Source organism: Acinetobacter sp. Ac_3412, assembly GCF_013072675.1.
Taxonomy (GTDB): Bacteria; Pseudomonadota; Gammaproteobacteria; order Pseudomonadales; family Moraxellaceae; genus Acinetobacter; species Acinetobacter higginsii.
In genome coordinates this window covers 41,137-55,933 of record NZ_LXUJ01000002.1, presented here as the reverse complement: position 1 = coordinate 55,933, position 14,797 = coordinate 41,137, and the positions used below count along the sequence as shown (strand labels likewise).

At 39.4% G+C, this 14,797-nt stretch carries 14 protein-coding genes; 8 read left to right on the top strand and 6 right to left on the bottom strand.

The features are described from left to right. Positions 1-277: 277 nt before the first annotated feature. The 4 genes from A7P54_RS01895 to A7P54_RS01880 all read right to left on the bottom strand — a co-directional run bounded on the left by A7P54_RS01895 (position 278) and on the right by A7P54_RS01880 (position 3,884). Positions 278-835: a peptidylprolyl isomerase gene (locus A7P54_RS01895; protein ID WP_005201825.1), complete on the bottom strand. Its 558-nt coding sequence runs from the start codon at positions 833-835 to the stop codon at positions 278-280. Between the two features lie 133 nt (positions 836-968). Then, complete coding sequence (locus A7P54_RS01890) at positions 969-2,039, bottom strand: alpha/beta hydrolase (RefSeq protein WP_201772401.1); 1,071 nt, start codon at positions 2,037-2,039, stop codon at positions 969-971. Positions 2,040-2,400: 361 nt separating this feature from the next. Then, positions 2,401-2,640, bottom strand: coding sequence for a hypothetical protein (locus tag A7P54_RS01885; RefSeq protein WP_005201819.1), 240 nt, complete (start codon positions 2,638-2,640; stop codon positions 2,401-2,403). Positions 2,641-3,029: 389 nt separating this feature from the next. After that, a complete protein-coding gene (locus A7P54_RS01880; RefSeq protein WP_171548488.1) occupies positions 3,030-3,884 on the bottom strand; it encodes an MBL fold metallo-hydrolase in 855 nt (284 codons plus the stop codon). 107 nt (positions 3,885-3,991) lie between these two features. On the opposite strand from A7P54_RS01880, the gene A7P54_RS01875 reads away from it, so the two are divergent. The 3 genes from A7P54_RS01875 (at position 3,992) to dnaK (ending at position 7,685) form a co-directional block, all read left to right on the top strand. Continuing rightward, positions 3,992-4,885 (top strand): LysR family transcriptional regulator, encoded by an 894-nt coding sequence (locus A7P54_RS01875; protein ID WP_005201815.1) that lies wholly within the window; start codon positions 3,992-3,994, stop codon positions 4,883-4,885. A gap of 159 nt (positions 4,886-5,044) precedes the next feature. Continuing rightward, positions 5,045-5,590: a nucleotide exchange factor GrpE gene (gene grpE, locus A7P54_RS01870; RefSeq protein ID WP_004803267.1), complete on the top strand. Its 546-nt coding sequence runs from the start codon at positions 5,045-5,047 to the stop codon at positions 5,588-5,590. Positions 5,591-5,741: 151 nt separating this feature from the next. Then, positions 5,742-7,685, top strand: a complete 1,944-nt coding sequence (dnaK, locus tag A7P54_RS01865; protein ID WP_004803271.1) for a molecular chaperone DnaK — start codon at positions 5,742-5,744, stop codon at positions 7,683-7,685. Positions 7,686-7,810: 125 nt separating this feature from the next. Here dnaK and A7P54_RS01860 read toward each other — a convergent pair whose 3' ends face one another. Next, positions 7,811-8,695, bottom strand: a complete 885-nt coding sequence (locus A7P54_RS01860) for an MBL fold metallo-hydrolase (RefSeq protein ID WP_171548487.1) — start codon at positions 8,693-8,695, stop codon at positions 7,811-7,813. Between the two features lie 201 nt (positions 8,696-8,896). Between A7P54_RS01860 and A7P54_RS01855 the strand changes: the two genes are divergently transcribed. From A7P54_RS01855 to A7P54_RS01835, 5 genes are all read left to right on the top strand, one after another. Further along, positions 8,897-9,313 carry a hypothetical protein gene (locus tag A7P54_RS01855; protein ID WP_171548486.1) on the top strand — a complete coding sequence of 139 codons (417 nt, stop codon included), beginning with the start codon at positions 8,897-8,899 and terminating at the stop codon, positions 9,311-9,313. Then, positions 9,310-10,218, top strand: coding sequence for a matrixin family metalloprotease (locus A7P54_RS01850; RefSeq protein WP_171548485.1), 909 nt, complete (start codon positions 9,310-9,312; stop codon positions 10,216-10,218). The genes A7P54_RS01855 and A7P54_RS01850 overlap by 4 nt, the downstream gene beginning before the upstream one ends. A 381-nt stretch (positions 10,219-10,599) precedes the next feature. Beyond that, positions 10,600-11,511, top strand: a complete 912-nt coding sequence (locus A7P54_RS18790) for a matrixin family metalloprotease (RefSeq protein ID WP_216077017.1) — start codon at positions 10,600-10,602, stop codon at positions 11,509-11,511. Positions 11,512-11,895: 384 nt separating this feature from the next. Next, a complete protein-coding gene (locus A7P54_RS01840; protein ID WP_004803277.1) occupies positions 11,896-12,804 on the top strand; it encodes a matrixin family metalloprotease in 909 nt (302 codons plus the stop codon). A 109-nt stretch (positions 12,805-12,913) separates the two neighbouring features. Beyond that, positions 12,914-13,297, top strand: a complete 384-nt coding sequence (locus A7P54_RS01835) for a hypothetical protein (RefSeq protein ID WP_162180594.1) — start codon at positions 12,914-12,916, stop codon at positions 13,295-13,297. Positions 13,298-13,350: 53 nt separating this feature from the next. On the opposite strand, the gene A7P54_RS01830 is transcribed toward A7P54_RS01835, so the two are convergent. After that, positions 13,351-14,649, bottom strand: a complete 1,299-nt coding sequence (locus A7P54_RS01830) for a lytic murein transglycosylase (protein WP_216077016.1) — start codon at positions 14,647-14,649, stop codon at positions 13,351-13,353. Between the last annotated feature and the right edge of the window lie 148 nt (positions 14,650-14,797).

The window sequence follows — 14,797 nt, the reverse complement described above, 5'->3', positions numbered from 1 at the left end:
CTTCTATTCTCTTAATGATCTCTTTACCACCTCGTCAGCGGTAAATTAACGCAATAAATATTTAACAACTTAACCAGTTAAAGCTAAGTTATTTTTGCTTCATCGCGTCGGGATGAGTGCATTATAGGAGATTTTTTTTAGTGTGCAAGTCTTTTTAAACCCTTGTTTTATCAAGTGTTCTTTTTTTACACACAAACATGTTCAACAAAGCAGCATAACTCTCGTAAGTATATAAAATTAAAGCAGAAATATTCTATACATATTTCTGCTTTGTTTTTTACTTACTGTTCTTTATCTGTACGCTGATAATTTTAATGGGTTGTTTCGGTACATTTTGATGCATCCCATAGTTTGCCGTTGGTACATTTACAATCTTATCGACAATATCCATGCCTTTAGTTACTTTACCAAATACGGCGTAACCTGCATCCATCGGTGACTTATTTAAGAAGTTATTATCTGCGACATTAATAAAGAATTGGCTGCTTGCAGAGTTCGGGTTACTGGTACGTGCCATGGCTAAAGTACCGCGGGTGTTCTTCAAACCGTTCCCAGACTCATTCACGATTGGTGCTTTAGTTGTCTTCTCAATCATATTGGCATCTAAACCACCGCCCTGCACCATAAAGCCAGGAATCACACGATGGAAGATCGTGCCTGTATAGAAGTTGCTTTTTACATAGCTTTCAAAGTTTTTTGCCGACACAGGTGCTTTATCATCAAAAAGTTCAATTTCGATGTTGCCCATACTGGTTTTCATATCAACCATGGTATTTGCAAATAAATGGCTGCTTGCCAAAATTAAACCTGTTGTCATGAACAACTTTTTCATCATTGCTTTTCTCGGCTTGATCATTAATTTGTTGTGAACGCTCATCTTAGTTTTGCTGATTCTATTTTGCTATTTCTATTTGTTATCTTTAAAACAAAAAACCGATGTTTCACGTGAAACATCGGCTCGGACTTTATTAACAATGTTTGTCCCAAAATTTTCTAAAGTTTTTGGCAACTTCAATGGTATTGCGTTTTGCCTTGCTTGAGACTGGCGTGAGGTTAATAAAGCCATGGGTTTGATCAGGGTAATCCACGTATTGTACTTTTACCCCGTTTTGTCTGAGCTTATGACTATAGATTGCACCTTCATCATGCAATAGATCATGCCCTGCTGTAATCACATAAGCAGGCGCCAACTTTCTAAGACTGCCATAGGTTGGTGAGATCAACGGATCATCTAATGCAACATCATGCTGTGTTGCATAATAGTCAGTCACATAATCCACATCTTTACTGGTCAGCACCAAACCCTCTCCATAGGCATAGAACGAAGGATGGCGGCTTTTGAAGTCAACCACGGGATAAATCAATAATTGTGCTTGTGGTGCATAGGCTTTACCAACAGAGTGCTGTGCAACCACAGTACTAATATTGCCCCCTGCACTATCACCTGCAACCGCAATACGATTCTTATAGATTTTCAATTGACGGCGATTTTGATATACCCACGCCAGTGCATCTTCACATGATTTGATCAGCAGTTGTGGTGATGCTTCTGGTGCAAGTGGATAATCAATACTTAAGACCTGTACTTTTGCATATTTGGCAATCAGACGGCAGGCTTCATCATGGGTATCCAAACCGCCCACCACAAAACCACCACCATGATAGAACACAATGATCGGCAATTTCTTATTCGGTGCAGGATGATAATGTCTGGCAAAGACCGTACCACTTTGTAAAGGGAGACGAATATCCTCAACAGATTCAATCGATGTTGGTTTATTAATAATTGCCAACATTTGCGCATCAAACTGACGGCGAGACTCAATTGGATCATCACCAATAAAGCCAATGCGCCCTTGCTTAATTTGGACGGCCATCAGACATTTAGTAAAAGAATCTAAATCTGGATATTGGTGTGGATAAGCGAGAAGCTTAGCGAGAGACTCTTGTACGATTTTGGGGAGCTTATCTAGCGCTCGTGCAGCAGGGCCTTGCCCTTTGTCTAAAATTGTTTGAATTTTTTGAGGTAATGCTGTCACTTCTGTCCCCTTCTTCGCTCTGTCCATAATTCTTGTTGTCTTCGACTATATGCTTTTCTAAAGTCTTAGATCAAGTTCAAGATTTGAAAAATATGTCGTACGCTAAAGGGCTACTATCAAAAAGTCATTATCCATAGTGCTTATTCACAGCTATTTTTTATGTCAATTAAATGCTGTTTTAACATGAGATTGTTAAAACGATAAAACTAGAACGAATGAATTCGTTCTAGTTTATAGCACTCTAAAAGTGTCAGTTTTATGAATTAAGTTAACTTCGCGCAATGTATAGCAGTACATTAGTAAGATTGCATGCGGCATCGTGTGTTTAATCTCATGCGAAGCTAACTTCATTCTAAAAAAATTATTGAGCGGTCGTACCTGCTGAACCAGAAACTGAGCCCGATACGTCAGCAGAAGCACCACCAGATTGAACATCAACTGATGAACCACCTTGTACGCCGACACCACCTTGTACACCTGCTGGGCTTGCACCTGTTGTTTGAGCTGAGCCAGACGCGTCTAAACCACCTTGAGTTGAGCAACCTACAGCTGTTAATGCAACACCGGCTACAACCGCAGAAATCAATGCTAACTTTTTCATTTCGTATTTCCTTTCATTATGACAAAAAGCAAAGTTGTCTTTGCGATGCCTATGATTCACAATTTTTTTCTCGGACGTGATGCGGATTAGTTGCAGTTTGTTATATAAGCCGCTCTATTTTGCAATTTTTCTTAAATCAACTCTTTTCATATTTCACATATTAAAAAAAACATTCAAAATTGCCAAAGCATTAGAGTTAAAGTAATTTCACGGTTTTTAGTTTTATTTTTTCAGTTAAAAAGCGATTATCTTATTTTTTTATAATTCATAGAAATACCGTACAATCTGCTTAAAAGATTACAATTGCGTAATTTTGATTAAAAATAAATGTAGCAGCCATAAAAAAACCGTGACTTCTGATCACGGTTTTTCCATTTATTTAGCTTGATTTAAGGCCATTGCATCTCGCCTTTCACCACTTTGGCGCCCAACTCTAAACTGCTTGACTCGCCTAAAGTTGGGTACTGTTTTTGCATAATTCCAATTAATTCAGCTGAATTTTTGCTGGCTTTTACCGCTTTCTCATATTGCTTTAAATAATCAATTGAGAAATTCACCGCATCAAGACCTTCCGCTGCGCCTACTTTCATATGTGCAGGCACCACCACTTGTGGATTTAAGGCTTTGATACTCTCTAAAGTCTGTACCACTTCTGCACGATCTTTGGCTGTTGGGGTATCCGCAGTCCACAGATGAATACCCGATGATACTGGAATACCACCGACAACTGCTTTGGCACTCGGAATCCATAAATAAGTCAGTTCTTTCTTACCTTTGATTTCGATATTTTCATTTTCTAATTTTAAGGTTTTAGCCGTATACGCTTGCGGAACAATAATTTTGCTCGGTGCATTGGCACCCATTTTTGGTCCCCAGTACTGTACTTTCAGTGCTTGCGTATCCTGAATATGCTTCACCGTTTCAGGAGTCGCAATCACCTGCACGTTCGGGAAATATTGCTTAAACACATCTAAACCAAAATAGAAGTCTGGATCACCATAGCTGACAAAAATGGTTTTTAAGGTTTTACCGCTATCTAAGATATCGGCCGCAATACGCAATGCTTCCGATTTAGAAAATTGCGCATTCACCAATAACACTTCTTTATCACCTTCAATCAAGGTTGAAGTCACACCGAAGTGCTCAGGTTGAGCCAAAAAGTTTTGGATTTTTAAATCTTGTGCGAAAGCAGCAGATGTTGCTGCCAAAGTTGATAAAGCAATAATATAAGGTTTGGTATTCATCTTATCGTCTCCAATCTGATAAGAGACACTTTAAATTGCAATTATTGCTGAATAAACACTCTAAACTAAGATAAAATGTTGCATATCTTGCAACAATGATAATAACGATGGACACATTAAAAGCGATCCAAGTCTTTGTTTGTATTGCGCATCAAGGCAATCTGAGCAAAGCTGCTGAACATCTCGATTATTCTAAAGCGATGGTCTCCCGTTACTTAGACCATCTCGAACAAACTTTTTCGACGCGTCTGTTTCAACGCAATACCCGTAAAGTTTCACTCACCCCTGCTGGTGAGAAAGCGCTGGTCTACTGCGAAAATATTTTACAACAGCAACAACTATTAGAAGGCTTAGCCGCGCCAGAACAGCACAGTGGCACGATTCGTTTTACCTGTGGCTTATTTTTATTTCAGCTTGGTGTGAATGAATGTATTAAGCAATTTAAAAAACGCTATCCCCAGATTCATTTTGATGTGTATCTCACAGAGAATACTGTTGACCTCATGGATGCTCATGTGGATCTTGCTTTGAGGATTACTCAGAAAGTCGCAGAAGGACTGATTGCCCGCCCAGTCTGTCAAATTGAATCCACCTTTTGCGCACACCCACATTACTTACAAGACCACACTCCCCTGTTACATCCCAGTCAACTCATTCAACATGAATGTATAGCCCATCACACACATAACCAATACTGGACCTTATTTGATACAGATCAGCAACCCCAGAACTACCCTTTAAATGTTACGTTTAAAAGCAATGATGTGATTGCGCTTTATCAGATGTGTCTTAAAGCCCAAGGGATTGCGATGCTGCCAACGTTGCTGGTGCGTAAAGATATTGCTCAACAACGTTTGCAACAGGTGTTTACCGATTTTTCGGCACCCGATCTCACCTTATCTTTGGTTTATGCATCCAGACAACATTTACCGAAAATCACCCAAGAATTTATTGCTTTTGTGATTGAAAACTTAAATTTTTACTTAAATCAGCAAAATTAAAAGATTTAAATCGACCTGAACGCTTGAATTTTGTCGCGTTGCCCATACTTCATCCCTATCTATGAATGACCAAGATGTGGCAGTTCGGGTTTAACCCTATGAGCATTAACGCCAGAAGGACTGTACATGTTTAAGAACTTTTTTCAACGGAGATCATCAATGGCTAATGAGCACAATGAGCAAGCTCAAGACATTCAAAATGAGCAACAAACTGAACAAACTCAAGCTGAAGGTGTAGAGCAAGCAAACGAGCTTAGCGTTGAAGATTTACAAGCTCAAATCACCAAACTCGAAGAAAGCTTAAAACTCGAAAAAGCACGTACAGCCAATGCTGTTTATGAAGCACAAAAGAGTGTTGAACGTATTCAACGTGAGTCTGAAAAGCATAAAGAGACTGTGCTGGAAAAATTTGCGAAAGAATTATTGGATTCTGTCGATAACCTAGAACGTGCAATTCAGGCTGCGGGTGAAGAAGAAACACCTGTACTTGAAGGGATTAAGCTGACTTTGAAATCACTACTCACCACGCTTGAGAAGTTTGGCGTAGTCGAAGCAGATACTCAAAATGGTTTCAATGCGGATTTACACCAAGCCGTAGGTATCGATCCGAATGCCAAAGCCAATCAAATTGGTACTGTTTTACAGAAAGGTTATACCTTAAATGGCCGTTTACTTCGCCCAGCGATGGTGATGGTGGGTCAATAATCTACGTAAGCAAAGCGTTTATTTGCTCAAAAGCGTACGAATCTGAGAGTTTTTTGATTTTTTTTCATAAAAATGCTTGAAAAATACCAATTGACTCTCATATCGAATAACAAGCAAAACATTGCAACAAAATTTTAGAGGAACACAAACAATGGCAAAAATTATTGGTATTGACTTAGGTACTACCAACTCATGTGTTGCTGTACTTGAAGGCGATAAAGTAAAAGTAATCGAAAACGCAGAAGGTACGCGTACAACTCCATCGATCATTGCATATAAAGATGGCGAGATCCTTGTGGGTCAAAGCGCGAAACGCCAAGCGGTAACTAACCCGAAAAATACATTATTCGCAATCAAGCGTTTAATCGGTCGTCGCTACGAAGATCAAGCGGTACAAAAAGATATCGGTCTTGTGCCTTACAAAATCATCAAAGCAGACAATGGCGATGCTTGGGTTGAAGTAAACGATAAAAAATTAGCACCTCAACAAATCTCTGCTGAAATCTTGAAAAAGATGAAGAAAACTGCAGAAGACTATTTAGGTGAAACAGTAACTGAAGCAGTGATTACTGTTCCTGCTTACTTTAACGATGCACAACGTCAAGCAACTAAAGATGCAGGTAAAATTGCAGGTCTTGATGTTAAACGTATCATCAACGAACCAACTGCTGCGGCACTTGCGTTCGGTATGGACAAAAAAGAAGGCGATCGTAAAATTGCGGTTTACGACTTAGGTGGTGGTACATTCGACGTATCAATCATTGAAATCGCTGACCTTGATGGCGACCAACAAATCGAAGTGTTATCTACAAATGGTGATACTTTCCTTGGTGGTGAAGACTTTGATAACGCATTAATTGAATTCTTGGTTGAAGAGTTCAAGAAAGAACAAAGTGTGAACTTGAAAAATGATCCACTTGCGTTACAACGTTTGAAAGAAGCTGCTGAAAAAGCAAAAATCGAGCTTTCTTCATCAAATGCAACTGAAATCAACCTTCCATACATCACGGCTGATGCGACTGGTCCTAAACACTTAGTGATCAACGTAACTCGTGCAAAACTTGAAGGTTTGGTTGCTGACTTAGTTGCTCGTACGATTGAGCCTTGCCGTATTGCACTTAAAGATGCGGGTCTTTCGACGTCTGACATCTCTGACGTGATCTTGGTGGGCGGTCAGTCACGTATGCCACTTGTACAACAAAAAGTACAAGAATTCTTCGGTAAAGAGCCACGTAAAGACGTGAACCCAGACGAAGCGGTTGCGATTGGTGCTGCGATTCAAGGTGCGGTATTGTCTGGTGACAAAACTGACGTACTTTTATTAGACGTAACACCGTTAACACTTGGTATCGAAACCATGGGTGGCGTATTAACAGCGATTATTGAGAAAAACACGACGATTCCTGCGAAGAAATCTCAAGTATTCTCTACTGCTGCTGATAACCAACCTGCTGTAGACATTTCAGTGTTCCAAGGTGAACGTAAAATGGCTCAACAAAACAAATTGTTGGGTAACTTCCAGTTAGGCGATATCCCACCTGCTCCACGTGGTGTACCGCAAATTGAAGTATCGTTCGACATCAATGCTGATGGTATCTTGAAAGTATCGGCTAAAGATAAGAGCACGGGTAAAGAGCAATCGATCCAGATTAAAGCAAACTCAGGTTTGTCTGATGCTGAAATCGAAGCAATGATTAAAGATGCTGAAGCGAATGCTGAAGAAGATCGTAAGTTTGAAGAGTTAGCGAAAGCACGTAACGAAGCAGATGCGCTCGTTTCTAGCTCGACGAAAGCAGTAAAAGATCTTGGTGACAAAGTTACTGAAGATGAAAAAACTGCGATCACAACTGCGGTTTCTGAGCTTGAAGCAGCAACGAAAGAAAATGATGTTGAAGACATCAAAGCGAAAACTGAAGCTTTACAAAACATCTTAATGCCAATCACTCAACGTGCTTATGAACAAGCACAAGGTGCTGGCGGCGCAGAAGGTTTTGATCCAAATGCATTCCAAGGTGGTGATGCGGGTCAACAACAAAAAGCGGACGATGGCGTTGTAGATGCTGAATTCACAGAAGTAAAAGATGACAAAAAATAATTTGTCTCTTTAAAAAAAACCGCGCGCAAGCGCGGTTTTTTTTGCATTAAATTTTTATAATGCAGCATGGAGCCCCTTGTTGGGCTACGAACAATGAATTAAAACCAATGTATAGAAAGTGGCGATTAGGTTGATTTAGATTGCTCAAAATACAGCTCACCCAAAATCGGCATAAACAAAGGTATTACACCACAGGCTTTTATTTCTTCAATAAACTCAGGAATATTCACCCCTGGCAACAACTGAGGAACGTCATCAATCGGCGTCACCATGCTATCCCAATGACATGGAATAATGTATTTCGGTTTCAGTAGTCGCACCACATCTTTGACATAATTCGGGCGATATTTACGCCCAATCGCACACAGACACACGATATCAGCTTGTTTGCCCTGCAACTCTTGCTCGATAAAAGCGGCGGAATCAATGTGAACAACGCGCAGTTGTCCTGTATCAATCCACCAATTCAAGACCAAACCATGTCGTAACTGATGAAACTTCGGTGGATATGGTGGCGGTGCAGTCATATCTCCTGGCAATGGAACACGACCAAATAGAGCCTTACCATGGATTGAAGGTAAACCAATCACTTGCCACTTCCCGCAGCGAATCACTTCCCTTCCCTTTGTCTCATATATCTGTTGCTCAGCTAAACCTGCTGAGCGTCCATACATCACACTGGCTTGTGAACCAATCAAGCGAGCGCCTGTTTGTTTACACACTTCTGCAGCATCCAGAATATGGTCATAATGTGCATGGCCAATCAGTACCTCATCTGCATCAGGGATATAGTGTTTGACCAATGCTGGATCGCTAGATAAAGGTTGAGTAAAGGTCTGCCAAAGACTTGGACGGCTAATAAAAGGATCAAGCACTAAGGTTCGATTATTATCAGACAGAATAAACCCTGCAGTCCCCAAATATTTAATTTTTAGATTTTCTGCCTTTGCTGGTGCGGGCGAAGCCACCGCCCATGCAGCCTCAGGCGCTTTGAGTAGATATTTCAGCATGCATATTCCTTTGCATTTTATTTTAATTGTCAGAATGAATTGTCTCACCCACCATATAACCCGTGTATGAGTTAACCCCACATAAAATACTAAACCTAAACCTTAAGCAAATCGAGTTTAATAGAATAATATTGGCTTAATGCACATGAAATTATTTTCGGTATAATCCCAATTATTAAAAAAATGATACTTAGATTAAAGATGAAAACAGATCATGTCATTAGCAAAACTAGATTTAGATTAATGCTTATATTTTCACTGCTTAGTTTTCTCATAAGCTCAATATTTGATGCTTACAATGAAACATCCATTGCAATAAGCGAACTCGTATCAAGAGATCCTCAGAACTGGGAACTTGTCATCTCAGGCATACTTATGCTTGGTTTTGTTATTGTATTCATCGGCTTACTTTTATTTAAACAATGGGCAAGAAAGCTTTACGTCTATAGTTTTTTCCCACTGTTACTTATTTATCTTTTACCAAGCTATGCTTCGACATTCATATCTGGTTTTGGCGCCATTTTTTATGAGCTAGGTAATATCTTCACCACCCTCATATGGGGATTCTTAGTGGTGCCAAGCCTATATCAACCTCTATTTTCCAAAAATAGCGAATGAAATTCTTCCTCCTTCTTGTATTGGTACTCTTTTTACTTTGGTCAGGCTATCAAACCCGCCAACACCCTCAGCTTAAATTTAACTCGCTGACAGACCGTATCGCCAGTCCACTGGATACACGTCTACGCTATCGTATTGCCGAAGTTGACCCTCGTTTTAAACTCAGTATCGAGCAAGTCAAAACCATTAGCCAACAAGCGACACAAATTTGGAAAGATGGTACTGGGCAAGATTATTTTGTTTACGATCCTCATGCGCAGCTCGCGATTCACCTGATTTATGATGAGCGTCAAATGGAAAGCGAACAACGCCGAGTACACCTCAGCCAACTTGAATCGAATCAACAACACTGGGTAGAAAAAAAGCGGCAGCTTGATCAGATTGAACAGGAAATCCTGAGCAGTAAACAGCTTCTCGACTTAAAACAGCAACAACTGAATCAGCAAATACAGCACTATAATCAAGAACAACAAAATGCACGACAGCATCCCAGTTCTTTTGCCAACCCAGAATATTTTCAGCAACGGCAGCGGGATTTAGAGCAGAATGTGCAAACATTACAACAAGAAATTGCTCAATATAATCAGAGAATCATGCAGTTAAATCAGCAGGTTGATGAACTCAATGCTTTAGACCAGCAGCTCAATGCCTCCGTCAGTCAATATAAGCAACGCTTTAAACCCCATTTATTTCATAAGGGCTTATTTAATGGCAAACAAATATTAATTTACGAATTTGAATCAACAGATGACTTACGTTTAACCATCGCACATGAGTTTGGCCATGCATTGGGGCTACAACATGCTGATGATCCACAAGCACTCATGCATCCTATTATGAAAGATCAAGATACCGCGCATTTCCGTTTGACCCAAGCAGACCTCTCTCTTTTATTAGCAAGATAGTCCCAACACATTGTTATGGTCTGATCTCTCGAAAAAACGACTCAAATTGGATGGACTATAAATGTCACAATCCAGCAATTTTTAACTATAAAGTAAAAAACTTTTCAACTTTGGATAAATTTTACAAAAGTTAACAATTGGCCATTTTTTCGCTCTCTGCTCGAGGATTTTTTGCCATTATCAATTTAATCCGTTGATATTTTTTAACTTACGATCAAAAAACAAACATGTTCTTCATTTTTTTATTGTGTAAATCACTCGATTCAATTTTTTATTTATTAGAACAAAATCACATTTTTTAGTTTTATTTATTAAATACATAGCATTTTGACGCCCACAAAATAATGATGAAAAATAAGTTTTATTTGGGGGGATTTCAGCATGCGAGTTCATTATCTAGCATTCTTTATTGCTTGTTTGAGTGTGAGCCTACCTCAGTTCAGCAGCGCTCAAGCAAATATCAATCATACGGATGGACATCAGCACCAAGCCACAAAAAAAATAGTGCATTATCGTATTGCCGACATTGATCCACGCTTTAATTTAAGTCAACAACAAGTCCTCGAACTCACCCAGCAAGCAGCCAAGCTTTGGGAACAAGAAACAGGACAACAAAACTTTATTTATGATCCACAAGCTGAATTCAGCATTCATTTAGTCTTTGATGAGCGTCAACAACGCAGTGCTGAGCGACTACAAGGCTTAGATCAGCTGAAACAGCAACAAAAGCAATGGGAAACGCTGAATCAACAATTAAAACAGGCCAAAGATGAAATCCAAAAAACGACCGCTTTGATTGCCACTAAACAGGCTCAACTCGCTGCCCAATTCCAGCACTATAATGCAGAAGTACAGCGCTTCAATCAAAGCCGTTCCAGTTCCAAAGACTTGGCACAACAATTTTCACAAAGACAAAAAGCATTACAACAACAGTCTTTGGCACTGCAGCAGGAAGTTCAAGAACATAATCAACGTACCCAACAACTCAATCAACGTATCCAGAGTTTAAATCAGAACAATCAACAACTGGTTGCGTCAGCAAGTCAATTTAATCAAGTGTTTCAGCCCCACTTATTCCATAAAGGCCATTTCAACGGCAAACAGATTCTGATTTATGAATTTTCTTCTACCAATGATCTGCGTTTGACCTTAGCACATGAATTTGGTCATGCACTCGGTTTAGAGCATACCAATGATCCGCGCTCACTGATGTACCCTGTGATTCAAAAACAAAACTTTCAGCAATTTGCACTCACTGATTCTGATAAGGATTTGGTAAAAGCCATTTATTGATAGCAACAGCAGGTTTTTCTTTACAAGAATTAACATTGACTAGACTCTAAGTATAGTTTTTGTACAAATAAATAAATATTTTATGTGAAATAGAATGTATTTTTTTAGATGTAAAAAATATTTTTGAAGCTTACTTTGATCATCGATTAAAGATTTAATGCATTAAAAATAAAAAATAAACAGTTGTTCTCGCATTGGTTTTAGATCATTTAATAAACAAATCCTGTTTTTTTTGCACGATTTTTTACCAATATGTCTACAAATGTATTTTTATTCATTTTCCAGAAATATCGTTAAAACTCATAAATTGAACGATCTTCCATCAATTTGACTACTGATTTTTTTTGACTAAAATGTGACCTCTTTCAAGCTTTATCTCCTATTATGCGTCTTTTATCTCTCCTTATGGCTGCATGTTTTACCTTGCTAGCCCCAGTCTCGACTTTTGCTAAAATTAGCTCGACTGCTCCAGCACAGTCGCAAGTTCGCTATAACACAGAACAACCTTTACGTTATCGTATTGCTGAACTTGACCCGCGTTTGAACATCGATCAACAACAAATGATCGACTTAAGTAAACAAGCTGCTGCAATTTGGGAAAAGAACACGGGGCAAAAATATTTTGTGTATGATCCTGACGCAGATTTTGTGATTAATCTGGTTTTTGACCAACGTCAAATTCGTAGCATGAAACGTGCTGAAAGTTTGAGTCAACTTGAGCAAGAACAACAGAATTGGTTGAATAGAAATGAGAAATTGCAGAGAACCAATGCTGATTTAGCAGAAAGCAATGCTCAACTTGAACTACAAAAGAAAGCCTACGAAAATCAGGCCCAACAATATCAACAAGGCTTAGCGCAATATAAGGCAGACAGCAACAATAAAGCATTGTTCGCTGCACTGCAAAAACAGCAACAACAGTTGCAGCAACAAGCCCAGAAATTGCAGGCAAAGATTACTGAATACAACCATAAAGTTCAGCAAACTCAGGAAAAGGCTGAAAAATCGAAACAAGTCCATCAACAGTTAAGTGCTTCTGTAAATGAGTTTAATGAGACGTTTAAGCCTGAAGTGCTACACAAAGGTCAATTTGATGGAAAGCAGATTTTTATTTATGAATTTTCATCAACTGATGACTTACGTTTAACCTTAGCACACGAATTTGGTCATGCTTTGGGTCTAAAACATACCCGTGATCCAAGATCTTTGATGTATCCACGGATTAAAGATCAGGATGCAAAAGATTTTCAACTGACTGAGACTGATCTAAAGCTATTAGGTTTAGCGGATTAATCGAACATAATAGGTCGATATAAGATGATCTGCTAAGCAATAACAAGAATGGGTCGATTGTTTTGATTTATTCATGTTATTGTGATGATAAAACATCATCTTAGCCTTAATGGAGATCAGCATGAGTTATTATCATATCTTAATTGAAGTGAACGACCACATCAGTACGATTGAACAGACTCGTGATATCGAACTCTTGAATATTCAAGATATTAGCCCTTATCTCCATGCCATCTTAATTCCTTATTTCAATGAGCAAGAGTTAGAGCTTGAAGATGAAAATCTTGCTTATGATGAAGTATTGCATCTTGAAATCAAACAAACGCTATTGCCTATCGAGCACTTGATTGAAGAAGAACAAAAACAATTACCAAGTGATACCGATGTCACTATCACCGCTTATGAAATCTTTAATGATCGTGATTTAAGCCAAGATGTCACAGCGGTAATTTTTGATATTTTAGAAGCCGTTAAATTAGATGCTGCCCCTTAATTAAAAAAGGTCTGCCCATGGGCAGACCTTTTTTTATTTCATCTGATATAGATTTACTGCATCATTTGCTTCGCTTGTTCCTGACGGAACGCACGTAAAATCTGCTGCCCTGCACGTCCAGTCTGGTTTAAACCGAGACGGCTCTGTTCTTGACGAATGGCCTGACGACTTTTATCGCCAATCAACCCATCGACTGCACCAATATCATAGCCACGCTGTACTAAAAACTGTTGAATTTCACGACGTTCTGCACGGGATGTCCCTGCATCATCGGTTGGCCAAGCGGTTAAAAATGGCGTACCACCACGTAAACGATCCGATAAATGCGCAATGGCTAATCCATAGCTTTCAGCCGCGTTATAGCTATAAATTGCATCGAAGTTTTTAAATACCAGAAATAATGGGCCATTGGCACCCGCTGGTGAAATCAAACCTGCTGGTGTACTGCCAGATAAATTGCCTTGAATTAACGCGGTGCCATCCGCACGGGTGACCCCTTGCGCAATCCAGCTGTTCAGTGCTTTCTTATTACGACGACTTTCACCAGAGATCGACATGCCTTGCGGGATTTTAACCTCAAAGCCCCATGGCATACCGGTTTGCCACCCTGCTCGTTTTAGGAAATTAGCTGTTGAAGCTAAGGCATCCGTAGTACTTGAAACCAAATCACGACGACCATCGCCATCAAAATCTACGGCTAAGCGCTCATACGTGGATGGCATAAACTGAGTATGACCAAAAGCCCCTGCCCATGAACCATAAAGTTGGTCTTGGGTTAAATCACCACGTTGTAAAATACGCATGGTGGCAAAAAACTCACCACGGAAATAACTTTGACGACGACCTTCACAACTCAAAGTACCCAATGCCTGTAATAAAGGATATTTACCCGAAATATCACCATAATTACTTTCTACACCCCATACAGCTACCACCGTTTCAGCAGGTACATCATAGGCCTGCTCAACTCGGTTCAAAACTGCACGATGTTGAGTAAGTTTTTGCTGTCCTGCTTGTACGCGTTCGTTATCCACAAGGCCAGATAAATAATCCCAGATCGGGGTCGAAAATTCAGGCTGATAATTTAATTTATCAATGACAGAGTAGTCTGGCGTCAAATTTTGTGTATAGCGATCATAGGTTGCGCCTGATACACCCGATGCGATTGCCTGTGAACGTAAATTGGCAATACAGCCCTGAAAATTGGAATTTGGCGTATAATTACTACTGGCAACAGCTGCTGTTGTGGTGGGTGTCGAAACCGTTGCACCGTTAATCACCAGCTCAGCATGCGCCTGATTGAAAAAAGTAAATAAGGCAGTGCCTAGAAAAAAAGAAAAATGACGTTTCATGACTGAACCAAAACTTTTGAATTTAAATTTCCTCTCCACCTTAACACGCTCTATGAAGATGTATAGTTTGGAAACGTAACTTTGAATTCATTTCTTGGTTTTAAATTTAAAACACTGCTTTTAAATTCATAATTCAGGCTTTATTTTA

Coding starts and splice junctions, on each gene's coding strand:
- A7P54_RS01885 (WP_005201819.1), bottom strand. CDS start 2,640: ATGAAAAAGTTAGCATTGATTTCTGCGGTTGTAGCCGGTGTTGCATTA.
- A7P54_RS01880 (WP_171548488.1), bottom strand. CDS start 3,884: ATGAATACCAAACCTTATATTATTGCTTTATCAACTTTGGCAGCAACA.
- dnaK (WP_004803271.1), top strand. CDS start 5,742: ATGGCAAAAATTATTGGTATTGACTTAGGTACTACCAACTCATGTGTT.
- A7P54_RS01840 (WP_004803277.1), top strand. CDS start 11,896: ATGCGTCTTTTATCTCTCCTTATGGCTGCATGTTTTACCTTGCTAGCC.
- A7P54_RS01850 (WP_171548485.1), top strand. CDS start 9,310: ATGAAATTCTTCCTCCTTCTTGTATTGGTACTCTTTTTACTTTGGTCA.
- A7P54_RS01835 (WP_162180594.1), top strand. CDS start 12,914: ATGGAGATCAGCATGAGTTATTATCATATCTTAATTGAAGTGAACGAC.
- A7P54_RS01855 (WP_171548486.1), top strand. CDS start 8,897: ATGAAAACAGATCATGTCATTAGCAAAACTAGATTTAGATTAATGCTT.
- A7P54_RS01875 (WP_005201815.1), top strand. CDS start 3,992: ATGGACACATTAAAAGCGATCCAAGTCTTTGTTTGTATTGCGCATCAA.
- A7P54_RS01895 (WP_005201825.1), bottom strand. CDS start 835: ATGATGAAAAAGTTGTTCATGACAACAGGTTTAATTTTGGCAAGCAGC.
- A7P54_RS01830 (WP_216077016.1), bottom strand. CDS start 14,649: ATGAAACGTCATTTTTCTTTTTTTCTAGGCACTGCCTTATTTACTTTT.
- A7P54_RS01860 (WP_171548487.1), bottom strand. CDS start 8,695: ATGCTGAAATATCTACTCAAAGCGCCTGAGGCTGCATGGGCGGTGGCT.
- grpE (WP_004803267.1), top strand. CDS start 5,045: ATGGCTAATGAGCACAATGAGCAAGCTCAAGACATTCAAAATGAGCAA.
- A7P54_RS18790 (WP_216077017.1), top strand. CDS start 10,600: ATGCGAGTTCATTATCTAGCATTCTTTATTGCTTGTTTGAGTGTGAGC.